General features: G+C 56.1%; 19 protein-coding genes. 13 read left to right on the top strand and 6 right to left on the bottom strand.

The genetic code is table 11. From position 1 onward, the window contains the following. Positions 1-89 precede the first annotated feature (89 nt). Complete coding sequence (gene acs, locus ACXJGX_RS14850) at positions 90-2048, top strand: acetate--CoA ligase (RefSeq protein ID WP_474783051.1); 1959 nt, start codon at positions 90-92, stop codon at positions 2046-2048. Between the two features lie 295 nt (positions 2049-2343). Then, positions 2344-2493, top strand: coding sequence for a hypothetical protein (locus tag ACXJGX_RS14845; RefSeq protein WP_474783049.1), 150 nt, complete (start codon positions 2344-2346; stop codon positions 2491-2493). On the opposite strand, the gene ACXJGX_RS14840 is transcribed toward ACXJGX_RS14845, so the two are convergent. After that, positions 2474-3661 carry a multidrug effflux MFS transporter gene (locus tag ACXJGX_RS14840; protein WP_474783047.1) on the bottom strand — a complete coding sequence of 396 codons (1188 nt, stop codon included), beginning with the start codon at positions 3659-3661 and terminating at the stop codon, positions 2474-2476. The genes ACXJGX_RS14845 and ACXJGX_RS14840 overlap by 20 nt on opposite strands. A gap of 315 nt (positions 3662-3976) precedes the next feature. Continuing rightward, a complete protein-coding gene (locus ACXJGX_RS14835; protein ID WP_474783045.1) occupies positions 3977-4858 on the bottom strand; it encodes an AraC family transcriptional regulator in 882 nt (293 codons plus the stop codon). Positions 4859-4945: 87 nt separating this feature from the next. Between ACXJGX_RS14835 and ACXJGX_RS14830 the strand changes: the two genes are divergently transcribed. From ACXJGX_RS14830 to ACXJGX_RS14820, 3 genes are all read left to right on the top strand, one after another. Continuing rightward, entirely contained in the window at positions 4946-5302 is a 357-nt protein-coding gene (locus tag ACXJGX_RS14830) for a cupin domain-containing protein (protein WP_474783043.1), read from the top strand. A 159-nt stretch (positions 5303-5461) separates the two neighbouring features. Further along, a complete protein-coding gene (locus ACXJGX_RS14825) occupies positions 5462-6094 on the top strand; it encodes a tyrosine-type recombinase/integrase (RefSeq protein WP_474783041.1) in 633 nt (210 codons plus the stop codon). Between the two features lie 338 nt (positions 6095-6432). Continuing rightward, positions 6433-8622, top strand: coding sequence for an AAA family ATPase (locus tag ACXJGX_RS14820; protein WP_474783039.1), 2190 nt, complete (start codon positions 6433-6435; stop codon positions 8620-8622). Positions 8623-8764: 142 nt separating this feature from the next. On the opposite strand, the gene ACXJGX_RS14815 is transcribed toward ACXJGX_RS14820, so the two are convergent. Next, entirely contained in the window at positions 8765-10108 is a 1344-nt protein-coding gene (locus tag ACXJGX_RS14815; RefSeq protein ID WP_474783037.1) for a mechanosensitive ion channel family protein, read from the bottom strand. A gap of 201 nt (positions 10109-10309) precedes the next feature. Between ACXJGX_RS14815 and ACXJGX_RS14810 the strand changes: the two genes are divergently transcribed. The 7 genes from ACXJGX_RS14810 to ACXJGX_RS14780 all read left to right on the top strand — a co-directional run bounded on the left by ACXJGX_RS14810 (position 10310) and on the right by ACXJGX_RS14780 (position 18111). Then, the gene (locus ACXJGX_RS14810) at positions 10310-11263 is read left to right on the top strand and encodes a calcium-binding protein (RefSeq protein WP_474783035.1); all 954 of its coding nucleotides are present in this window, start codon (positions 10310-10312) and stop codon (positions 11261-11263) included. Between the two features lie 216 nt (positions 11264-11479). Then, entirely contained in the window at positions 11480-12886 is a 1407-nt protein-coding gene (leuC, locus tag ACXJGX_RS14805) for a 3-isopropylmalate dehydratase large subunit (RefSeq protein WP_474783033.1), read from the top strand. Beyond that, positions 12886-13491, top strand: a complete 606-nt coding sequence (gene leuD, locus ACXJGX_RS14800; protein WP_474783031.1) for a 3-isopropylmalate dehydratase small subunit — start codon at positions 12886-12888, stop codon at positions 13489-13491. The genes leuC and leuD overlap by 1 nt, the downstream gene beginning before the upstream one ends. A gap of 290 nt (positions 13492-13781) precedes the next feature. Continuing rightward, complete coding sequence (locus ACXJGX_RS14795) at positions 13782-14657, top strand: hypothetical protein (RefSeq protein WP_474783029.1); 876 nt, start codon at positions 13782-13784, stop codon at positions 14655-14657. Between the two features lie 89 nt (positions 14658-14746). Then, positions 14747-15634, top strand: a complete 888-nt coding sequence (locus ACXJGX_RS14790; protein ID WP_474783262.1) for an endonuclease/exonuclease/phosphatase family protein — start codon at positions 14747-14749, stop codon at positions 15632-15634. A gap of 258 nt (positions 15635-15892) precedes the next feature. Further along, a complete protein-coding gene (gene leuB, locus ACXJGX_RS14785; protein WP_474783027.1) occupies positions 15893-16996 on the top strand; it encodes a 3-isopropylmalate dehydrogenase in 1104 nt (367 codons plus the stop codon). Between the two features lie 149 nt (positions 16997-17145). Then, positions 17146-18111, top strand: a complete 966-nt coding sequence (locus ACXJGX_RS14780) for a DMT family transporter (RefSeq protein WP_474783025.1) — start codon at positions 17146-17148, stop codon at positions 18109-18111. Here ACXJGX_RS14780 and ACXJGX_RS14775 read toward each other — a convergent pair. Beyond that, positions 18108-19673, bottom strand: a complete 1566-nt coding sequence (locus ACXJGX_RS14775; RefSeq protein WP_474783023.1) for an FMN-binding glutamate synthase family protein — start codon at positions 19671-19673, stop codon at positions 18108-18110. The two genes, ACXJGX_RS14780 and ACXJGX_RS14775, sit on opposite strands and share 4 nt — an antisense overlap. Positions 19674-19799: 126 nt before the next feature. Next, positions 19800-20609, bottom strand: a complete 810-nt coding sequence (locus ACXJGX_RS14770) for a division plane positioning ATPase MipZ (RefSeq protein ID WP_474783021.1) — start codon at positions 20607-20609, stop codon at positions 19800-19802. A gap of 368 nt (positions 20610-20977) precedes the next feature. On the opposite strand from ACXJGX_RS14770, the gene ACXJGX_RS14765 reads away from it, so the two are divergent. After that, positions 20978-22303 (top strand): DEAD/DEAH box helicase, encoded by a 1326-nt coding sequence (locus tag ACXJGX_RS14765; RefSeq protein WP_474783019.1) that lies wholly within the window; start codon positions 20978-20980, stop codon positions 22301-22303. A gap of 57 nt (positions 22304-22360) precedes the next feature. On the opposite strand, the gene ACXJGX_RS14760 is transcribed toward ACXJGX_RS14765, so the two are convergent. Further along, positions 22361-24295 (bottom strand): methyl-accepting chemotaxis protein, encoded by a 1935-nt coding sequence (locus ACXJGX_RS14760; protein WP_474783017.1) that lies wholly within the window; start codon positions 24293-24295, stop codon positions 22361-22363. Between the last annotated feature and the right edge of the window lie 86 nt (positions 24296-24381).

The following is a 24381-nucleotide window of genomic DNA, read 5'->3' as shown; positions in this document are numbered from 1 at the left end:
TCGCAACTTTTGTGATCATGATGCGTCTCTAAAGCCGGCCGCGTTTCATTTAACCGCGCCGACACGACACGTCAAAGGGGGGAGATACCATGACTGACCATACATCCAAGATGTATCCGCCAACTTCAGAAATGGCTAAGGGGGCACACGCAGACAAAGCAACATATGATTCCATGTATGCTGCTTCCATCTCTGACCCGGACGGTTTCTGGGCCGAACATGGCAAGCGCGTCGATTGGATCAAGCCGTTTACAAAGGTGAAAAACACCAGCTTTGCGCCCGGCAATATTGATATCAAATGGTTCGAGGACGGCACGCTGAACGTGGCAGCAAACTGTATCGACCGACATCTTGAAACACGGGGCGACCAGACCGCGATCATTTGGGAACCTGACAGCCCCGACGAAGATGCCCTGCATATCACCTATAAAGAATTGCACGCACGTACCTGCAAAATGGCCAACGTGCTGAAAGAACTGGGCGTCACCAAAGGCGACCGTGTTGTCCTATATCTGCCGATGATCCCCGAAGCTGCATATGCGATGTTAGCCTGCGCGCGGATCGGTGCGATCCATTCCATCGTCTTTGCGGGATTTTCTGCCGAAGCACTTGGATCGCGGGTCAATGCGTGCGACGCAAAGGTTGTGATTACCGCAGATGGCGCGCCGCGTGGTGGCCGGGTGACCAACCTGAAGGATGCGGTGAACCAAGCTTTGCTGCACGACTTTCACGACGTGAAATGCCTTGTCGTCAAGCGGACTGGCCAGCAAATCGCGTTGCGGTCCGAAGGTGATTATTGGCTGCACGAAATGGAGGCACAGGTCAGCGCCGACTGTCCGCCCGCAGAAATGAACGCCGAAGATCCGCTGTTTATTCTGTATACATCGGGGTCTACCGGCCAACCCAAGGGGGTTGTGCATTGCACGGGCGGTTATCTTGTCTATGCGGCGATGACGCACCAGTACACATTTGACTATCACGACGGCGACGTCTTTTGGTGCACGGCGGATGTGGGCTGGGTCACGGGGCACAGCTATATCGTCTATGGTCCACTGGCCAATGGCGCGACGACCGTCATGTTCGAAGGCGTGCCAACCTATCCTGACGCAGGACGGTTCTGGCAGGTGTGCGAAAAGCACAAGGTTAACCAATTCTACACAGCGCCCACCGCTATCCGCGCACTGATGGGTCAAGGCACGAGCTTTGTGGAAAAATACGACCTGTCGGACCTAAAGGTGCTGGGTACCGTGGGCGAACCGATCAACCCCGAAGCGTGGAATTGGTACAATGACGTCATCGGCAAAGGCACTGTGCCGATTGTGGACACATGGTGGCAGACCGAAACCGGTGGTCATTTGCTGACACCACTGCCGGGCGCGACAGCGACCAAACCGGGGTCAGCGACATTGCCGTTTTTTGGGGTGCAGCCTGTCATTCTGGAGCCAACATCCGGCGAAGAAATCCACGATACCGCCGCCGAAGGTGTGCTGTGCATCAAAGACAGTTGGCCGGGCCAGATGCGCACCGTCTGGGGCGATCACGTCCGGTTTGAAAAGACCTATTTCGCGGATTACAAAGGCTATTACTTCACCGGTGACGGCTGCAAGCGCGACGAAGATGGGTATTACTGGATCACGGGCCGCGTCGATGACGTGATCAACGTGTCCGGGCATCGCATGGGTACAGCCGAGGTCGAGAGCGCGTTGGTTGCACACGCCAAGGTCGCCGAAGCCGCCGTGGTCGGATATCCGCACGCGATCAAAGGGCAGGGCATCTATGCCTATGTCACGCTGATGAGCGGCGAAGAGCCAACTGATGCGCTGCGCAAAGAGCTGGAAGTCTGGGTCCGTTCCGAGATCGGGCCGATCGCCAAGCCGGACCTGATCCAATGGGCGCCTGGGCTGCCCAAGACGCGGTCGGGCAAAATCATGCGGCGTATCTTGCGCAAGATCGCGGAAAACGATCACGCAACGCTGGGCGATATCTCGACCCTCGCTGATCCGTCGGTTGTGGAAGAGCTGATCACGAACCGGATGAACAAGGGTTAACCCAGCCCACCCATCCAACCCAAAAGGCCGCGCGACACCCTGCGCGGCCTTTTGTGCGGATATTAAATAGGGCTTATATGGTTAAATTGTTGGTCTGCAGGGCGTCGGAACAACGTCTGATCTGCGTCAGTCATGGCCGGCGCCCTTAGCGGGTTAGCAGCGTGGACCGACCATCGAAAACTTCCGAAACATTATAGTCATCCAGCCGCGTACGGAGACAAGCGAGCGCTGCGCCAAAGATAAATAAATCCGCCTGTCGCGAACGGCCCAGACCTGCCGTTTGAAGCGTACTTCAATGCTGCAACGCACCGTCGCCGAAGCCGCCATTCGTGCATCGCGCGGCATTTTCGCGGGTGAAGGTCGGCTGGGCGGACTAAGGGTGAATTCGCTGCACGCGTTCCAATGGCCGCTTCTGTTTGTTGGCTCTAAACTGCTTCTCGCCTGAGCCACGCCGCCCAAACAGCGAACAACAGAGCCAGTACTGAAGCAGCGAACATTAATAGCAGCAGCGCAACTCCACCGCTGGTAGATGGCACGAGGGAGCCTGTGGCTGCAGTAAGAACAGCACCTCCCGCAACGATCAGCGCTCCGCTCAGTCCGGCAGCGCTACCAGCGAGGTCAGGTCGAACCGACATGGCACCAGCATTACATCCGGGCATGGTAATTCCGTTTCCTAAGCCCACGAAAATCGTGCTCGCGAAGAATAGCTCTGCTGATGTTATCCCTGATGAGAGGAGCGCCAATCCACCGGCAAGACCCACACGGGCCACGACCCTTCCTGCGATCATTATGGTCGTCGGTTTGACGTGCTTTCCGAGGCGACCGGCCAGAAAACCGCCGATCATAAAGCCAACAGTGATCGTGCCAATGTAGAAACCAAGTTCGGCGGTCGCGATATTGAAAGAGGACTGGGCGACAAGCGGTGCGCCAGTCAAAAAGATGTAGAACGCACCGACAGAAAGCGTGCCGCAGAGTGCGTAGGCCCAAAACAGCGGCTCACGGAATAGCGTCGTTGTGTCAGGCACAGGCGTGGCACCATCTGTTGCTCTTTGCGGTTTCGTCTCTCCGAGGTCCAACCAGCAAAGGAGGAGCAATCCAAAGCCCGCGACGGCATATAATCCAAAGACGGACCGCCACCCAAAGAAGGTATCTAGCACACCTCCCAGCATCGGGCCGATCATCGGGGCGATTGCCATAGCCATCCCGATATAGCCGATCAGGCTCACGGCCTCCCGCTCGGTTCTTGTGTCGCGCACGATTGCCAGCGAAAGCGCATAGCCGCCAATGATCCCGCCCTGAAGCATTCGGCACAACAGAAAAACTTGGACGTTCGGCGCAAAAGTGCAACCTACAGAGGCGATTGTGAAAACAAGCAGAGCCACCAGAAGTACCGGCCGCCTGCCGATCCGGTCTGACAAGGGGCCAATGATGAGTTGGATGGCAGCCGTGATGGCCAGATACCCAGAGACTGCCCAACTCACAGTGCCATAGTCCGTCTGGAGGTCAACAGCGATGTTGGCAAGGGATGGCAGAAACATGTTGAGCGACATGGGCGAAAACCCAGTCAGCAGGATCAATGTGATCAAATGAGGAGGTGTTGTTGCGCGGTTCATCTGGTTTTCTGAGCTCTAAAAACAAAAAAGCCCCCGCGAATGTCGGAGGCGCATGGAAACGGATATGAAGAACCTTATCGGACCATGCACCTCTTGCTTACTACGACGACGAAGTTGAAGGTCATGATCTTTCTCCTTTGTTGGGAGACTAGTCAGCTTGACAGTAGGAGGCAATAAGCAAAGCCGCCCTTCATGCTGAGCGCAGCATCGTTAACTCTGGGCTCAAAACGGACCTGCGGCGGCGTAGCGCAACAAAATAGCTGTCAGACGGCGGCATCGCGGACGAAGCAGACGCTGGAAGCAAACAAGCCGAGGTCAGCTTTCGGCGCTTTGCAGCATACGTCGCCAGCGCCCGGGCGCGATGCCAAAAGTTGCCTTGAAGCGACGCGTCATATGGGCTTGATCACTGAAACCGGCATTGAGTGCTGCTTCGGCCAAGCCCGAGCCAGCCGAGATTTCTGCGCGGACACGATCAAGGCGGCGCATTGTTAGATAGCGATACGGACTCGTTCCGTAGGCTTTGCGAAACTGGCGAGAAAGCGAATATCGGTCTAGGTCGGTTACGGCTTCCAGTTCATCCGATCCCACCGTACGAGCAAAATTCGCATCGAGATATTCGCGCGCTGAGCGAACAGCTGGAAGGTCGGGCAAGAATTTCACAGGTCGGCCAATTGAGGCGTCATTGGACGTCAGGCCATCTGCCAAAAGCGTCACGATTTCGGCGAGAGCAACCGGCTCCAGCACTGAATCCATAACTGAAAATGCAGTGTTGATGGCGTGCAGAAGGTTCGGGTCGCCGAGCACAGCTTCCTTTACGAAAGGCAACGCTCTTACTGCCGGATCGAGGGCCTCTCGCAGTAGAGACGGCTCGATATAGAGCATCTGGTAGTGAAAGCCCTCGCTTGTACCAGCTTCTCCGTCATGAACCTCGTCAGGATGCAAGACAATGATCTGCCCCGACACGCTGTCCGATCGAACACCGCGATAATCGAAGCTCTGAACCCCTTGGATCGTATAGCCTATCGAGTAGGTGTCATGCCGATGTGGCGCATATGCTTCGCCGGAAAAGAAGGCTTCGATGCGTTGGATGCCCGTCTGCCACGGGGCAGTCCGCACCCAGTCGGACGCGCACGAACGTTCAAGACCGGGCGTCAGGTTTCGTGCTCTGTCAGCTGAGGCTTCGGGTTTGGCTGACACGAACATCTCCTTTCAGCTCGCTCGCCCCAGAATTGAAACGCGAACCAGTCACTTGGCTGGCTTCCTTACGCAGCAGGCCATCGCAAAATGAAATCGGTAAACCTCGACGAAAAACTCGGTCAGTTCACCAGCCACTGGGACCCTCATGTGGTCGCAGAGCACAACAATAACGAGATCATGGTTGTCAAGTTCGTGGGCGAATACCCATTCCACAAGCACGATACAACGGACGACTTTTTCTATGTGCTGGAAGGTGAATTGAAGATGGACATCCAGGGCGAGACAGCGCGCACCGTCAGAGCCGGAGAGCTATTTGTCGTCCCGAAGGGTGTGGTGCATCGCCCGCGGGCCGAAAAAGAGGTGAAGGTTCTTCTTATCGAACCCAAAGGAGAACCGAACTCTGGCGATTCTGATCGGGAGCCGTCCCCGAAACCGCGCATTTGATGAACGGCTGCCGGCAATGAGCGGACGTCGGACGTTGCCGCAGCATCCAACAAAAGGGCTCAGAGCCGACCTCGGGTGCAGCGCAGCAACATGTGATATGATGTCTTGTCAACGTCGGGTTGTCGATGTGGGAGGGTGTGGTGGATCGGAGGATCCGTCATGGAAACACCAAACTTACCCGCCATTCGCGCGCTGCGTCCAGCTTGGAACAAGGGCCGCATCGTCGGCCAGAAACGGCCACTCAAGCCCAAACACGTCTGGGCGATCAGGGTGCGGCTGGAGCTGGCCGACAACCATCGAGATCTGGCCCTCTTCAATCTTGCCATCGACAGCAAGCTGCGCGGCTGCGATTTAGTGAAGATGAAGGTTGTCGATATCATGGCGTCAGGCCAAATCAAGGAACGCGCGTCGATACTGCAGAGCAAGACGCAGAAGCCTGTGCGTTTCGAAATTTCTGAAGGCACTCGAGCATCGTTGGTACAGTGGATGCAGGAGCCGCTCATGATCGGATCAGAGTACCTCTGGCCCGGACGCTTTCACGAACGACTTCACATCTCGACCCGCCAGTACGCGCGGATTGTCCGAGAATGGGTGACATCCATTGGCCTGGAAGCCAGCGCCTACGGCACCCATTCGATGCGGCGCACGAAGGTGACGCAGATTTACAAAAAGACTGGCAACCTTAGGGCAGTCCAGCTTCTATTGGGTCACAGCAAGATGGATAGCATTGTCAGGTACCTCGGCGTAGAGCTCGAAGATGCGCTGGCGATAGCCGAAGCTATCGAAATCTAAAGGCATGGGTCGTCTCCGTGGACGGCCCAGACCTGCCGCTCGCATTTCGAACCAACGCTGCGGAACAGCTTCCCCGAACCGGTCATCCGTCGCATCTTGCAGCATAAAATACGGCAAGCTAACTTGGAGTGGTAGATAAAGTGCAGTTTCGCGATTGGCGAAAAAAATCAGGTCTATTGGGCCTACTTGGAGGGGCCCCTCGGCGGTGAGGAGTTGTTTCTTGCCCCAGTCTTCGAAAGGGCCAATTTGAGACGATATCGCCGACAACTCATAGCGCCTGTTTTTAGAGCGGAACGGCTCGTTGAGGGCTGACAAATTTAGAGGAATACCATTTAACGATGCTGACTTTTGTTGAAATTTGTTCTGAAGCGTCTTTTTCCGATACCGGTATCCGGCTCGACGAACTTGGGCCTTGCAACGTCATTTTCGGACCCAATGGTTCGGGTAAATCGACCATCAGTCGGGTGCTCGCAGACTTGATGTCATATCCATTGTGCGCCTCTGGATGGGCGTCAGGACCAAAGGAAGTGATTGTTTTTGGGAGAGACTATATCGCCCGCAACTGCCATCCATCACGGGCGATGCCCGGCATTTACACTCTCGGTGATGACGCGGTTGCGGCGCGGGAAGTGGAGCGGAAGGAGGGCCAGCGAGATGACGAAGATGAAAGATTGAAATCTGCAAAGGGGCGCTTGGAGGGACCAGAAGGTGAACCTGCACTTAAGGCTGAAAATGCGGATTTTAGTAAGAAAATCTGGGATAAGAGAAAGGAATTATGGACGCCGCACAAATCTTTGACGTTCGCCGGCACATGGAACGCCGAGGCACGCTTCGCAACCGAATACTATGACCGTGCGGAAAGGTGGTCTGGCGAAGAACCGACGTCTCTCGCCGATCTTCTCGAGCAGGCGCAGACCTTTGCTGGCAATCCGCCAGCGGTAGCCGAGCGCCTGCCTTTTCCACCCAGGCCGTCGGTCGAAGCAACCATCCAAGAGCGCCTACGCAGACCTCTTGTGCCGGCGAGCGACCAACCAATCGCTGAATTGGTCGCAGAACTCGGAAGTGCTGACTGGGTGAAAGCGGGCCTCCCCTTTTTGCGGCAGTCTTCCGGCCAGTGTCCATTCTGCCAACAGCCTGTCGACCACTCTCTTTCGACTCGCATCGCTGCGATTTTCGACGCTGCCTATGAAAGGGGAATTGAGGCGATCCGTCGGGAAAGAGCCATCTATGCTAAAGATATCGAGGCCATTGACGAATGGATTGCCGAGGTGGCTGGCTCGCCATTTTGGGATGCAGATGCTGGTAAGGCATTTTCCGTATGGATAGAACTCCACCGTCGTAATCTCGAAGCCATTGATCGCAAGCTGTCGGCTCCATCGTCCGAAATCGATTTGGAAGCGGATGATGATGCGTTCGGGATGGTACTGTCATTAATGCATGGGGCTAACGCCAAGGCTGATCATCAAACGAATCTATCCGAGAATTTCGCCCGTGAACGCTCTGTGTGGCAGGAGGAGGTATGGTGCCGTTTCCTCGCAGACACGCGGTCCGAATACATAGGCCACGCTGCGCGACGAGAGCCGCTTCTGAAAAAGGTCGAGGGTCTCAGTGATAAAATTGCGCAGCGCGAAGCCAAAGTCGTACAATTGAATGGAGAAATATCTGATCTTCGGCGCGGCATCACGGGCATTGAGGCAACCGCTGACGCGATCAATGAGCTGCTGCGACTACAGGGGCATAATGGCTTTCACCTTCGCCCCACATCGGGTGATGGCACCTACGCGGTTCATCGCGCTGATGGGTCGCCGACTGGCGACACGCTTTCGGAAGGTGAGCGTTCTTTCCTTGCCTTCGTATATCTCTACCACCATTTGGCGGGCGATCACGACGAAGCGGAAAAAAACTTAGGACGTGTCGTGGTGATCGACGATCCGATGACAAGCCAAGACGCCGCCGCAGTGCATACGGTCGCAGCCATGGTCCGAAAACTGTTCGAGGACGCGTGTGCGTCGGGCGGTCGGATCTCTCAAGTCATTGTCCTGACACACAATGCACATTTCCATCATGAGATCAGTAGCTATTGGAAGGGTAGAGCCCCAGACCCAAAGCATTGGATCCTCCGAAAGCCCGCAGGAGTTTCGTCGGTGACGAGTCATGGGACTAATACTCCAATCATGACAGCCTATCGTGCGCTTTGGGACGAGGTGAATGATCCAGCGACAGTCCCGGTGGCTCTATGCAATGCGATGCGGCGCATTTTGGAGCACTACTTCAAGTTTATCGGCGACAGAGATTGGATGTCAGGCCTCGACAACCTTGATGGAGCGGACGCCTTTGCCTTCGGCGCACTTCGACGATCTCTCAACGATGGGTCACATGGCTACCTTGGCGCGGAGGAATTCTACTTTAATGCAGATGCGGGCGAACGTCTTCGCAGTGTTTTCCGTCGCGTATTTGAATTCTACGGACAGGGTCCACATCATGAGATGATGTCCGGTGCCAGCCATCTGCCCGTGCCTGATTCATAAGTGAAAACGCCCTTCCGGGCGTGTAAACTCGTTAAAACCACGTAGCGTTAAAAGCTTCGATTCGGAGCAACTCTGAACGTCCGCTTCCATTGTTTGGACTGATCTGATTGGAAGCGCAGCGAAGGTCCGGTTTCCGCCCAAATCACCCCTGATCCATCTTCTCATCATCCAGCAATTTCACCTCTCTTTGGGGGAAGGGGATGCTGATGCCGTTTTCTTGGAAGGCGTCCCAGAGGGCGAGGAAGACGTTGCCGCGGATGTTGGTCAGGCCGCCGGTCGGGTCGTCGATCCAGAAGCGCAGGATGTAGTCGACCGAACTGTCGCCAAAGCCGGTGATGTGGCAGACGGTGGGGCGGCTGTGCAGGACGCGTGGCACGCCTTGGGCGGCTGCGATCGCGATGCGGCGCACGTCGTGGGGATTGTCGCTGTAGGACGTCCCGAAATGGATATCGAGCCGGACAAAGGCGTTAGAGTGCGACCAGTTGACCACTTGGCCGGTGATCAGGTCTTCGTTCGGGATCAGGTATTCTTTGCCGTCGCGGGTGACGACGGACACGTAGCGCGCGCCAAGGGCGTTGATCCAGCCGAATGTCTCGCCCAGGCTGATCACATCGCCGGGTTTGATGGATTTATCAAGCAGGATGATCACGCCCGAGACAAGGTTGGACACCACCTTTTGCAGACCGAAACCGAGGCCAACACCGATGGCACCCGACAGCACCGCAAGCCCGGTCAGGTCGATCCCGATGGCGCGCACCCCGAAAAAGAACGCCATGCCATAAAAGCCGATTTGCGCCCCCTTGACGATCAGGACTTGCATTGACGGGCTGATGTCGGGGTTTTGGCGAATGCGGGTGGCGGTGGTTTGTGTGAAGAACCGCGCGAGGCTGATCAACACGCCAAGGATGACCAGCGATTGCACAAGCAGCAGCAGGGAAAACCGGATTTCTCCGACGGTGAACCCGGCGCTGTGCAGCAGGTCTTCGGCAGGGGCGAGCAGGCCGAGAATGCGCAGAGAAACATAGGCCCACGCGCTGTACCGGACGATTTTGCGCAAGAACGGGCTTTTGATCAGGCGGGTGATCAGCACAACCGCCAGCCACGCAAAGGCAAGCGTGCCAATCAGCGACAGCAGGTAACTGCGGCTGTTCCAAGTCGCCTCGCGCATGATTAAAATCACGACCCAGATCAGGATCACAAAGAAAATTGCCCGGACCCGGCGGTTGAGAACCACCAGAATGCGGATCCGCCATTTGGGCCAGTTTTCGCGTGCCGCCATCCATGCGCGAATGCGCGGTCCCAAAAAGTGCCGCAAGATATGCGCCAGCCCGAACAACGTCAGTGCGATCAGAACCTGATAGATGTTCCAAGGCCGGATAAACGTGTCCGCGTAGCGTGATATCTGACTGACCACATCGGTGCCGATGGTCAGCACCTGTTCGATCTGTTGATCAACGTCCACGGTGTTGGTGGTGTGCCCGGCCATTGATGCCCTAACTTTTCCTCTTAAGGTAACTTTGCACGGGCAGACCTTAATGAGCAAGACCGGCTGAAGTGCGTGCCGCCTATCACCGTGCGGTATTTAACACGCCTTAACGTTGTTTCGGTGATCGCTAATTTTGAAGCTTGATCGCGCATTTTGTCGCGATTATCAGTTAACACGTATTTAATTTCTAAGGTAATCGCGATGTATGCTGCATTGGCTCTTGTATTGGCGACGATGGGTATTTTTGTTCTGATCGGTCAGGATGATGAAGAGCCAGAGGGCGATGGTTCTGACGATGAAATTCGCGGCACCTTTGGCGATGACCTGTTGACCGGCACCGAAGGCGACGATGTGATCTTTGGTTGGTTGGGTGACGACACGATCGATGGGCTGGATGGGGATGACGAAATCCGCCCCGGTGAAGGCGATGACACCGTATATGCAGGCCTTGGCCGCGATGTGATTTTTGGCAGTCCGGGTGAAGACGAGCTTTACGGCGAAGTGGGCAACGACACGATCTCTGGCGGCGCTGATAATGATTATATCAATGGGGGCTACGGATCTGATGAATTGCACGGTGGTGCTGGCAACGACACGATCTTTGGCGGTTTTGATGCGCGCGATGTGAACGGAGAGATTGTTCCCGCATTGCAAAGCCAGGACCTTATTCGCGGTGATGATGGCGACGACACAATTTACATCTGGGGCGGCGATGGTGTCGCGCGCGGGAATGACGGTGAAGATGATCTGATCCTTGTGACGGGCGCGGCCACGCTTGAGGCTGGCGCAGGTATTGGTGACCATTTTTACGTTCTGGCCAACGTCACAGATGACCAGATGACCGAAGCAACGATCGAAGATTTTGATCCCAGCCGCGATACTTTGACGTTGACGATGGATTACGTGCCGGATGGTGGCACCCCGCCTGATGTTGATGTGACGATGACCGAAGCATCGATCAACGGTGTGAACGGTGTGCTGGTTGAAGCGGTCTATGTTGGACCGGGTGATATACCCGCCGAATCCGAGGGTGCAGTTGCGTTTCTGCAGGGCCTGACGGTGGATGCGCTGTCAGCGGCAAATATTGATGTACAGGTTACCGATCAGGCCGATTTGTTTGATCCAGTAAGCACAATGGCTGCATTGGTCGTATAAACCGCGTTTCGCACAGAGCCTCGCAGGTGGAAGCCCTTGCGAGACTCAGTCGCGATGTGTATCTGAGCGCCTATGAAACAGGTTTTTGACATGGATGACCGCGCACGACTGCCTTGGCGGTTTTTTGGCGCGACGTGCACAATTCTTGCGCAGCGATAAGCCGCGCACAATTTCCGCCTGCCTGAAGACATCTGAAATTTGATACGGGAGAGGACAATGTCCCCCAAAACGCTCTATGATAAAATCTGGGATGCGCATGTTGCGCATGAGGCCGAAGATGGCACGTGTTTGCTGTATATCGACCGCCATTTGGTCCACGAAGTAACCAGCCCGCAGGCATTTGAAGGCCTGCGTATGGCGGGTCGGTCGGTCCGCGCACCTGAAAAAACCATCGCGGTGCCAGATCACAACGTGCCTACGACTCTGGACCGCGCGAACGCGGCAACCATGACCGAAGACAGCCGTATTCAAGTTGAAGCGCTTGATAAAAACGCCAAGGATTTTGGTCTGCACTATTATCCTGTGTCCGACGTCCGTCAGGGCGTTGTGCATATTGTTGGGCCCGAGCAGGGATGGACATTGCCCGGCATGACCGTTGTTTGTGGTGACAGCCATACGGCGACACACGGCGCGTTCGGGTCGCTTGCCCACGGCATCGGGACATCCGAGGTCGAACATGTTCTGGCGACGCAGACGTTGATCCAGAAAAAATCCAAAAACATGAAGGTCGAAATCACGGGCAAGCTTGCGCCGGGTGTGACCGCCAAAGACGTCACCATGGCTGTGATCGGTGCGACCGGCACGGCGGGCGGTACTGGCTATGTGATCGAATATTGCGGCGAGGCGATCGAGAGCCTGTCGATGGAAGGCCGCATGACGGTCTGCAACATGGCGATCGAAGGCGGCGCGCGCGCTGGCCTGATCGCCCCTGATCAGACCACATTCGACTATTGCGAGGGCCGCCCACACGCACCGAAAGGTGCCGATTGGGATGCCGCGCTGGCCTATTGGAAAACCCTGTTCACCGACGAGGGCGCGCATTTTGACAAAGTGCTGACCATCAAAGGGGAAGACATTGCACCGTTGGTCACATGGGGCACATCACCCGAAGACGTGCTGCCGATCACCGGTGTTGTGCCTGATCCCGCGTCATTTACCGGTGGGAAAGTCGGCGCTGTACAGCGGTCGATCGAATATATGGGCCTGACCGTCGGTCAAAAGCTGAGCGACATCAAAATCGACACCGTATTTATCGGGTCTTGCACCAATGGCCGGATCGAAGATTTCCGTGCAGCCGCCGCCGTCGTCAAAGGCAAAAAGATCGCCGAAGGCATGCGGGCGATGGTTGTGCCTGGGTCGGGGCTTGTCCGGGCGCAAGCCGAGAAAGAAGGCTTGGCGCAGATCTTTATCGACGCGGGCTTTGAATGGCGGCTTGCGGGTTGTTCCATGTGTCTTGCGATGAACCCAGACCAACTGGCGCCCGGCGAACGCTGCGCGTCTACATCGAACCGTAACTTTGAAGGGCGTCAGGGTTATAAGGGCCGCACCCACCTGATGTCGCCAGCGATGGCCGCAGCCGCAGCCGTGACCGGCCACCTGACTGACATCCGGGAGATGATGTAATGAAAAAATTCGATAAACTGAGCGGGATCGCCGCGCCGCTGCCGTTGGTCAATATCGACACCGATATGATCATCCCAAAGCAGTTTCTGAAAACGATCAAGCGGTCGGGTTTAGGCGTGAACCTGTTTGACGAGATGCGTTACGACCGTGAAGGCAATGAGATCGCGGATTTCGTCCTGAACAAACCACAGTACCGCGAAGCCCAGATTTTGGTGACCGGCGATAACTTTGGCTGCGGGTCGTCGCGGGAACACGCACCTTGGGCGATTGCAGATTTCGGGATCACCTGTGTGATCGCGCCCTCATATGCCGACATCTTTTACAACAACTGCTTTAAGAACGGCATCTTGCCGATTGCGTTGCCGCAAGAGCAGGTCGATGTACTGATGAAGGACGCCGAGAAGGGCGCGAATGCGCGGATAGAAATCGATCTTGAGGCGCAAACCATTACGTCTTCCGATGGCGATGTGTTCTCTTTTGATGTTGATGCCTTCAAAAAGCATTGCCTCATGAACGGGCTTGATGACATCGGTTTGTCACTGGAAAAAGTTGCATCGATTGACAGCTTTGAAGCGAAGGCAGCTGCTGATCGCCCTTGGGTCTAATCACAGCTTGATTTTCTGCACGGGGTCGCACGTTGGTGCGGCCCTTTTTTGTTTGCTGCCATACAACCTGTGCGCGTGTGGAATTTTACCACAAATTTCCGTTTTTATGGTATTCTCAGACGATGTCGCGCGGCGTTCCGGGGTGTGACGCGTTGTAAACACGCATCAGTTTTGTTTGTTATCAACGTATTATGCGCCCTGATACGCAACAGATGTTGTGTGATGAACCATTGTTAATCCATCGTATAGATAGATGATGGTGGGCGTCTCGCTGAGAGGCGCGGAGGAAAATGGACTTTTGCACGGTCCGCATGGGGACGTTGGATTTGTATAATCGCTTTTCAGGTGCTTTGGTGCGCGCGGTTCTTGTGGTCATTTTGATCATCATGCCGACACTACTGCTGCCGCGCGGAACACAAGACAGTTTTCAGATGTTAACCCTTGTTGCCATATTCGCCGCGATTTTTACGGTTGTCGAATACAGCTCGAACAGTCCTAGCCTGATCGAATTTCGCGATGCGCCACCGTTTAACCGGGTTCGGTTTTTCACCCTGTTCGCCACGGTCCTTTGTCTGGCGGTTATCTTTCGCGGCTATATGTTGCCGTCACCTTTGACCGATTTCTTCCAGAACATTGGGTCCAGTATCGGTCAGGCCATTGATTTTCCGTATTCGCCGGTGCGTCTAATGGTGCTGTTGTTGCATGATGATAGCAGCCCTGCGACCGTCTTGCGTCTGCGGGATGCTGCCGGCCTTAGCTATGTCGTGTCGATCCTTGCGATTGCGTGGTTCGTGATATTGTTGCGGGTGCAGCAATGGCCCATGGGCAACGGACCTTTCAACCTCTGGGTCAACTTACCCACATTTGATCCTGCTGCCGGCGGTGATGTTGTCGAACGGCTAGAGCGGGACGGACGCATTAACGTTGTATTAGGGTTTCTGCTGCCATTCCTGGTGCCAGCGGTGTTGAAGTTGGCGGCGAATTTAGGGGTGCCTGTCCGTCTCGACGATACACAAACCCTGATCTGGATGGTCACCGCATGGGCGTTTTTACCAGCAAGCATTTTGATGCGCGGCGTCGCGCTCAGCCGTGTTGCGCAGATGATCCGCCAACAACGCGCGATGAGCTACGACAGTTCCGCGTCTTCTGGTGCGGTCTCACTCTAGTTTTTTGGCTGACCGGTCTCGCGGCCAGCGCTGCCCCCTACCGCGTTGCGACATTCGCAGCCCCGCTAAGCCGCGATGGCCCGGGTTTGCTGCTGCGCGATATTCTGGCGCAAGACGACCCGCAGATATTGGCCACCATCGCAATCATTGATCAGGTCGCGCCAGATGTGTTGGTGTTGACGGATTTCGATTATGACCGGGACGGGTTCGCTTTGACCGCCTTTGCCGCGCAGCTGTCCGACGATTATATCGCGCGTTACGCGGCAAAGCCTAATACCGGCATGGCGACGGATCTGGATCTGGATGGCAACGGATATCTGGGGGATGCACGCGATGCCCAAGGATACGGTCGGTTTGCCGGGGACGGCGGCATGGCTATCCTGTCGCGGTATCCCATCGGCGATGTCACCGATTTGTCCGCCATGTTGTGGCGTGATCTGCCGGGCGCGACATTGCCGCCGATGTCAGAAGAGATTGCAAATATACAAAGACTGTCGACGGCAGGGCATTGGATTGTGCCCGTTTTGCTGCCCGACGGACCGCTGGCTGTCATGGCATTTTCGGCCACACCGCCGGTTTTCGATGGACCGGAGGATCGCAATGGGCTGCGCAACCGCGATGAACTACGGTTGTGGACCCACGTCTTGGATGGCGGGTATGGATCCGCGCCTGAGAGTTTTGTGATCGCCGGAAACGCCAATCTTGACCCCGAGGCGGGGGACGGGTTGCGTGCCGCCATGGTTGATTTTCTGGCAGACCCGCGTCTGCAAGACCCGCTGCCGCGGATCAAAACTGCGAACTGGCCTATCGCAGAGGGCGGGCCGGGGGCATTGCGGGTCAGCTATGTTTTGCCCGCCGCCGATTTGGCGGTGACGGACGCTGGCGTGGTGGTGCCAGCCTCCGGTGACACGCTTCAAGGTGATGACGGTTCAGCCGCTGGCCCGCATCGCCTGGTGTGGGTTGATGTCAGCCGGTAGCCCGCGCAACATCACGTTGCGCTGATCTCGGGCTTCAAAATCTGCGAGCAGTCGGGTGAATTTTGCTGCGGATAGGCTCTGCGCCGTCGTTAAGTAATCGCCCAATCCGGGAATTTCGCGCGCATGTAAACCACGACACACACAGCGCTTCAGGCTCGTTTTGGTCCTGCTGACCGGTGTCTGCGGCCCTTAGTATCTTGAACCTTTTGCGTGGGCAGGCTAGGCCACTGGCAACATATGCAAGCAAGGACCAGACCAATGGCAAACCCTTCTCTTTTGATCCTCGCCGGTGACGGCATCGGCCCCGAAGTTATGAACGAAGTGAAGCGGGTCATCGGCTGGTATGGCGATAACCGCGGTGTCATTTTTGACGTCTCCGAAGATCTTGTTGGCGGGGCGGCCTACGACAAACACGGCGTGCCGTTGCACGACGACACCATGGCCAAAGCCCAAGAAGTCGACGCGGTTTTGTTGGGCGCGGTCGGCGGCCCGAAGTACGACAACCTTGATTTTTCCGTTAAGCCAGAGCGCGGCCTGCTGCGCCTGCGCAAGGAAATGGACCTTTTCGCCAACCTGCGCCCGGCGCAGTGTTTTGACGCGCTGGCCGATTTTTCATCGTTGAAGAAGGACATCGTTTCAGGTCTGGACATCATGATTGTGCGGGAACTGACATCCGGCGTCTATTTTGGCGAACCGCGTGGCATTCACTTGGAAGACAACATGCGGGTGGGCATCAACACCCAGCGTTATACCGAGGCAGAGATCGAGCGTGGCGCACGTGCGGCGTTTGAGCTGGCCATGAAGCGCGGTAAAAAGCTGTGTTCGATGGAAAAAGCCAACGTCATGGAATCGGGTATCTTGTGGCGCGATGTCGTGACCGAAGTGCACGCGGATTACCCCGAGGTAGAACTGAGCCATATGTATGCCGACAACGGCGCCATGCAGCTGGTGCGCGCCCCCAAGCAGTTTGACGTCATCTATACCGACAACCTGTTTGGCGACATCCTTTCGGATTGTGCGGCGATGTTGACGGGGTCATTGGGCATGTTGCCGTCGGCGTCGTTGGGTGTGCCGATGGCGAACGGGCGTCCCAAAGCGATGTACGAACCGGTCCACGGGTCCGCGCCAGATATCACTGGCCAAGGCAAGGCAAACCCGATTGCCTGCATCTTGTCATTTGCGATGGCGCTGCGCTATTCGTTCGACATGGGCGCCGAAGCAGATCGTCTGGAAGCAGCGATTGAAAAAGTGCTGGCCGACGGCGCACGCACCGCTGACCTGATGGGACCAGAGGGCGGTGTTCCGCTGTCGACCACGCAAATGGGCGATGTGATCCTGGCGGCATTGGACGCATCGCTGTAATATCGAATAATCACTGAGCGCGCTGTTCCGGCGCGATTATGTGCACATGCGAGGCCCGGAGCGCCAATTGGTGAATATCTGCACCGCAGAGGTTGACCTTTGGCGTCTCTGGCTATCGTTTTCGTATAAAGCGAAGAGAGAGGGCCGTAATGTCACACAATGCCAAAGGCGCCATGTTCGCCCTGATCGCGTTCGCAGTTTTTGCGACGCATGATGTGATCATCAAAATTCTTGGGGCGACGTATTCGCCATTTCAAATCGTTTTCTTCAGTGTTCTCCTGAGTTTCCCGTTGGCGACCGTGATGTTGATGCATGACGCAAAGCCGGGGACGTTGGTGCCTGTCCACCCGTGGTGGATGGCGCTGCGCACAGCGGCGGCAACGGTCACCGGTGTGTCGGCATTTTATGCGTTTTCGGTGCTACCGCTGGCGCAGGTATATGCGATTTTATTCGCAACGCCGCTGTTGATCACTGTTTTGGCCATTCCCGTCCTAGGCGAAACCGTGCGTTTTCGGCGCTGGATGGCGGTTCTTGTCGGGTTGGTTGGGGTTATGGTGGTGTTGCGGCCGGGCCAAACGGCACTGACTGCCGGACATCTGGCGGCTTTGGCGTCGGCGATTTGTGGGGCGGTAGCGTCGATTGTGGTCCGCAAGATCGGATCTGAAGAGCGGCCTGTTGTGATGCTGATCTACCCAATGGTCGCCAACTTTTTGCTGATGGGGATCGCGCTGCCATTTGTCTATGAACCGATGCCGGTAACGCATCTTGGGATGCTGGGTGTCATCGCGCTTTTTGCGTGGATCGCGAGCTTTCTGGTGATTTTGGCGTATCAAGCGGGAGAGGCCGCGATCATTGCACCGATGCAATATAGCCAGATCATCTGGGCGACATTGTTCGGAATGCTGTTCTTTAACGAAACGCCTGATCTGAATACGGGTATCGGTGCAGGCATTATTATTGCCAGCGGTCTTTATATTGTGCTGCGCGAAAGCAAAAGCGGCACATCAGAAAATACCCCCGTTTTGCGTAGCAGAACACGCGCAGGCAGCGGCGCAGGCCCACGCGTCAGTCTGATCATGCGCGCATTTGGCCAGACACCGCCGCGTAACGATTAGCGGCGCGATTCTGGCGGGGCGAATGTATCGGCGCTGGCCCGCGCCCACCGTTCCTTATAAATGGTTTGATCGCTGTTTTCGTCCATCAGAAAGCCGATCGGCAGGTCGTTGTAAACGTCGCCTGCCTCGGTCATTTGGCCGTCACCGCGCCGGGTCATAAAGTGGTAGGGCAGGAACCCGCTGGGATCGCTGAGGCCAGCAGCGCCGGCCATTTCACCCAGTGCGCGCAGTGTATTCGCGTGGAACCGCGCCACCCTCTGGCTTTTGTCGCCGACATCCAATGCCTTTTGACGCAAGGGGTCTTGTGTTGCGACGCCAACAGGGCAGTGGTTTGTATGGCAGGCCTGCGCCTGAATACAGCCAATAGCAAACATGTAACCGCGGGCCGAATTGCACCAATCTGCCCCAAGCGATAAGGCGCGCGCGATGTCGAAGGCACTGATCAATTTGCCCGCAGCGCCAATTTTCACCTGATCCCTGATCCCGGCCCCACGAAGGGTGTTGTGCACAAAGGTCAACCCTTCGACCATCGGCATCCCGACATGGTTTGCAAATTCGAGTGGGGCCGCACCTGTACCGCCTTCAGACCCATCAACCACGATGAAATCGGGGATAATCCCGGTGTCCAGCATCGCCTTGACCATGCACATAAATTCGCGCCGGTGCCCGATACACAGCTTGAACCCGATCGGTTTGCCATTCGATAATGCGCGCAGTTGCCCCAAAAATTGCATCATCTCGCGCGGTGTCGCAAATGCGCTGTGCCCAGCAGGCGATACGCAGTCTTGTCCCATGGGAATCCCGCGCGCCTCTGCGATTTCGGGGCTGATTTTTGACGCGGGCAACATGCCGCCGTGACCGGGTTTGGCCCCTTGGCTGAGTTTCAGTTCGATCATTTTCACCTGATCGTCTGCGGCTTGCACCGCAAATTTTTCAGCATTAAAACTGCCGTCATCGTTACGACAGCCAAAATAGCCGGACCCGATTTCATAGATCAGATCACCACCCGGTTGTCGGTGATACCGACTAATCCCGCCTTCACCGGTGTCATGCGCAAACCCGCCAAGTTTTGCGCCGGTGTTCAGCGCCGTGATGGCGTTGGCCGAAAGCGCGCCAAAGCTCATTGCAGAGATGTTATAAATCGACGCGCTGTAGGGTTGCGTGCAGTTTGGTCCGCCGATCAGCACGCGAAAATTGGTGTCGGTGAAATGGACGGGTTGCACCGAATGGGTCAGCCATGAATAGCCCGCCTCATAGACGTCGGCCTGTGTGCCAAAGGGGCGCTTGTCCTCCTCGCCCTTTGCGCGTTGGTACACCAACGACCGCTGTTCGCGGCTAAAGGGCTGTTCGTCTTTGTCACTTTCGATCAGGTACTGGCGGATTTCAGGGCGGATATGTTCCAGCATAAACCGCATATGGCCCAAAATGGGATAGTTGCGCAGGATCGAATGACGGCGTTGCGAAATATCATGAAGGCCGACAGCGGTCAGCGCAACAAACGCAAGGCAGACGAAAAACACCCAAGGGTGCCAGAACCCCACGCCCAAAGTGACCAGGCTCATGATCATGACAATGAGCAAGGGACGATAGCGTTCGAGTGTTAGAAGATTGCGCACGATGGTTCCTCCACGTTGTCATCGGACCTTATGCGGCAATACGCGAACGGGGAAGAGATTTGGTTAAATCTGTTAGAAATTCGGGGTTACACCCGGTAAATTCAGCGCCTTGATCAGATCACGCAGTTCTTGCCGTGCAGCGACATTGGAAATGTTCATACCTTTGACACCGATGTCGCGTAGGTCCAGCAGGGTCAAACCGCGTGGAAAGAGTTCGCGGAAAATTACCCGTTCGTTGAACCCGGTTGCGGTCCGAAACCCGACCCGTTTGGCGAGCTTGTCAATGGCGCGCTGCATTTTCTCTTTGTTGACCATGGCTTGGGCGCCGGTGCGGTTGCGCACAACGATCCAATCGATCGGTTTCAGACCAGCCTGCGCCCGCAATTGCCGCGCCGACCAAACCATTTCGGAATAGACCGATGGCCCGGTAATTTCTTCGCCGTCGCTGTCCACATGCGCCAGCAAATCAAAGTCGACAAAGCTGTCATTCAGTGGTGTGATCAGTGTGTCCGCCAAACTGTGCGCGACTTGGCTCAGGCGTGTGTGCGACCCGGGGCAGTCGATCAGGATGAAATCATTATCCCCTTCCATCTTGGCCACGGCCATCGACAGGCGGTGGTCAAAGGCATTTTCGCCGGGCTTCAGGCTGTCTTGGTCAATATCGGGCAGTTCTTGGAATTCGGGCGAGGGCAGATCAAGCCCTGCTTTCTCAAGAAAATTGGCCCGATTTGTGATGTAGCGCGCCAAGGTGCGCTGGCGCAGGTCAAGGTCTAGCAGGCCAACCTTTTTGCCCATACGTGACAGGGCAGTGGCCACATGCATCGATACGGTGGATTTGCCTGCGCCACCTTTTTCATTACCGACAACAATAATATGCGCCACTGTGTGTCCCTCACCAAACTGTGCTTTGGGTGACTATATGGTGTGGTGCAAGTAAGGGAAAGCATAGGTGTTGTCTGGCCGCGACTTTTCCACAGTCTATTGACAGTTGCGCCACAAAGGCGCAAATGCATCTCAACCGATGCATCCTGCCGCGTGAGCAGAGCGGGGCCTTTTGGCCTATCGCAAGGCATCGTTTATCTTCAGGTTCCCACATCACGCAGGGGTCCCGCGCCAAATCGGCGCCCGGACAATGTGGTTCTGGCTGTCAGCATAAGGCGCAACCTTGCTTTGGCTTCATGGCGTTCGGCCATGCGGTTATTTTATGCGCGGGCCTGACCGGCCTGCAGAACACACAGGATATCCATACGATGGATTTTGATATGTTGGGCCTTGCGCCCCGCCTTATTGCTATTTTGAAAGAACAAGGGATCACAGATCCCACCCCGATCCAAACCCAAGCCATCCCGCATGCGATGAACGGTCGCGATGTTATGGGGCTTGCCCAAACAGGGACCGGTAAAACGGCGGCCTTTGGTTTGCCGATGATTAACGCGTTGATGAAGGCTGGCGTTAACCCCAGCCCGAAAACCGCACGCGGTCTGATTCTTGCACCAACGCGCGAGTTGGCGAAACAGATTGCTGACAACCTGACCGCCTACACCAAAGGCAGCCACTTGAAAGTGACGCTTGTGGTGGGCGGTGCCGGGATTGTGGCCCAGACCAAACGTCTTGCCGGGGGGGTTGACCTGCTGGTTGCAACGCCCGGCCGGTTGATCGATTTGATTGACCGTCGCGCCGTGCGTTTGGATGAAACGATTTATCTCGTCCTCGACGAGGCAGACCAGATGCTGGACATGGGCTTTATCCATGCGCTGCGCCGGATTGCGCCGTTGTTGGCCAAAGAACGCCAGACGATGATGTTCTCGGCAACGATGCCAAAGCTGATGTCAGAGCTGGCGGATACGTATTTGAAAGACGCCGTGCGCGTGCAAGTAAACCCGCCGGGGCAGGCGGCTGCGAAAATCGCGCAATCGGTGCATTTCGTCGCCCAAGCCGCCAAGACGGATTTGCTCATTGAATTGCTGGACAAACACCGCGACGAACTGGCGCTGGTTTTTGGCCGTACCAAACATGGCTGTGAAAAGCTGTACAAGGTACTGGAAAACAAGGGGTTTGCCGCTGCGTCGATCCACGGCAACAAAAGCCAAGGTCAACGTGAACGCGCGATCGAGGCGTTTAAGTCTGGTAAGGTGCGGGTGTTGGTCGCGACTGATGTTGCCGCGCGCGGGATCGATATTCCGGGTGTGCGGCATGTTTACAACTACGACATGCCCAACGTGGCTGAAAACTATGTGCATCGCATCGGCCGTACGGCGCGTGCCGGGGCAGAAGGGTCTGCCATTGCTTTGGTGGCTCCAGACGAGATGATCGAACTGCAAGACATCGAAAAGGCGATGAAGGATACGATTCCTGTCGCGTCGGGCCGTGCGTGGGAAATCCAGCCCGGTCAAAAGAAACGCCCGAATGGCGGCGGCGGCGGCGGTCGTCGTGGCGGTGATGCTGGACGCGGTGCCGGTGGTGCAGGGCGGCCAGCAGGCGCGAAATTTGGTGGGGGTGGGAAACCATCTGCTGGGCGTCGTCGGACAGGTGGCGGCGGCGGTGGTAACCGATCACGCAGTGCAGGCGCAGCTTAAGTTTCATTCCCTATTTGTTCGATAGGAAAGGGCGGGGTTTTCCCGCCCTTTTGCATGTTAGAAGTCTTCCCAATCTGTGGTCGCTGGTCCCGTTCCAGTTGCGCGCGGTCGGCTGACGGCCGCAAGCTTTGGTTGGGATTGGACGGTTGGGGTGGTGTGCAGCAGCGCGACCTTCGCTGACGCGCGCTGGGATGTAAACTGTGCCGTCTTGCGCGATTGTCCTGCCTGAAACCCGGCAAGCGATCCCGAAAGTCGCGACGCCTCTTCGCGCAGCTGTTGCACGGCGGCGTTGGTTTCTTCAACCATGGCTGCGTTTTCTTGGGTCATGCTGTCCAACTGGCGTACGCCACCGTTCACCTGCTCTAGACCTTGCGATTGGCCGCGTACCTCGTGCGCGATATCCGCAACCAGATGGCCCAGCGTTTCAACATGCTCCAGCACTTGACCCAGTGCCTGTCCAGTGTTTCTGACCAAAAGATTGCCTTCGCGCACCTCGTCATTGCTTGTCAGGATAAGCTTTTTGATTTCCTGCGCTGAATCTGTCGCGTTCTTTGCCAGGCCACGTACCTCAGATGCGACAACGGCAAAGCCGCGGCCAGCGTCGCCTGCTCTGGCGGCTTCAACGCCGGCGTTGAGCGCCAAAAGATTGGTTTGAAACGCGATATCCTCGATCACGGTAATAATCTGGTTGATTGCACCGGACGACGCCTCGATTTTGCCAATGGAACCCATCGCCTCGTCCAGGGCCTTGCGGCTTTGCGCCGACAGGGTCTGGCTTGTTTTTGCGACAGAATCAGCCTCGTCTGCTTTGGCTGCGATATCAGCGCTGGCTTGGGTCAGTTGGTTCAGGGCTGTGGCAGAGTCGGCGAGCGTGCCAGCCTGACGTTCAATACGTGTCGCCAGTTCTGCAGACCCAGCGCCGATTCCATCGGAGGCGAGGTCGACGCTCTCTGCGATTTCTCCCATCTCAAGGATAATCGTCGCAAGGTTTCCGACAAAGTTGTTAAAGTCATCACGCAACCCGTCATAGTCCTGCGGGAAGTCTTTCCCGTTTTCCGCTTCGATTCGAGGTGTCAGGTCCTTGTCTGCAAGGCGCGATAGCGCGTCCCGAAGCTTGGATACGATCATTTCCTGATCGTGTTGTTTGACCTTTGATAGCTGTTCAAGCGAATGCGCCTTTTTCAGGTCGGTTTGAAAGCTTTGAATACGCTGCGCGATTGCGCCAATCTGATCCGGACGTTGGGTGAAAGGTACGTAGCCATCCAGATCCCCGCTTGCAACCTGATCAATCGTTTTTGCAATTTCGCGCAAGGGACGCAGCAATACAGAGACGGCCATCGCCATCAAAATTAGCCCAATGCCGATGGCGACGATGCCGGTAATGATGCTGGTGCGTTGACCCGCAGAGATAAGCGTGTCGATGCGTGTGCGTTCTACACCGACGTAGAATATTCCAATGACGTTACCGGATGCACCGACGATGGGTTGATAAATCGTCAGGTAGGGCTTTCCCAGGATTACGGCCTCTCCGCGGTAGGTTTCTTGGCGCATCATTGCGGCGAACACGGGATTGTCACGCCCCAGATACGTGCCAACCGCCCGCGAGCCATCGGGCTTGATGATGTTGGTCGAGCGTCGAATGAAATCCCCCGCTTCGGCGTCAAATGCAAAGATCGTCGCCGTTTCAGACGAGATTTGCCCGACAGAGTCGATCAAACTGTGGTCAGGAAGGTCAGGGACGGTTTCCCACTGTACACGACGCACATCACCGTCAGGGGTGTAACTGACGGTGATATCGTCAAATTCCCCCTTGAATGTGGATGTCAGAACCTTGAGCGCCACACTTTGTTGATGTTGCGCCCCGTCGATCAGGGCGGCATGATTTGACGCCTGCAAGATAAAGAATAACGTCCCAAACAGGGCAAGCATCAAAAAAGTAGACGCAGCAATCAAGCTGGCTTTGAGTGAAAATTTGGCGTGAATACTATGCATGAGGTTCCCTAAGCGCGATCATCGTCGAATCGTGCTATCAGGGGTAAGCGCCAAATCCTTTCAAACGATGAATCCTGCTCGAAAAC

The sequence above is a fragment of the Yoonia sp. SWMV100 genome (genome assembly GCF_056108365.1).
The sequence above is the reverse complement of the archived record's forward strand: the minus strand, read 5'-3'. Positions and strand labels throughout refer to the sequence as shown.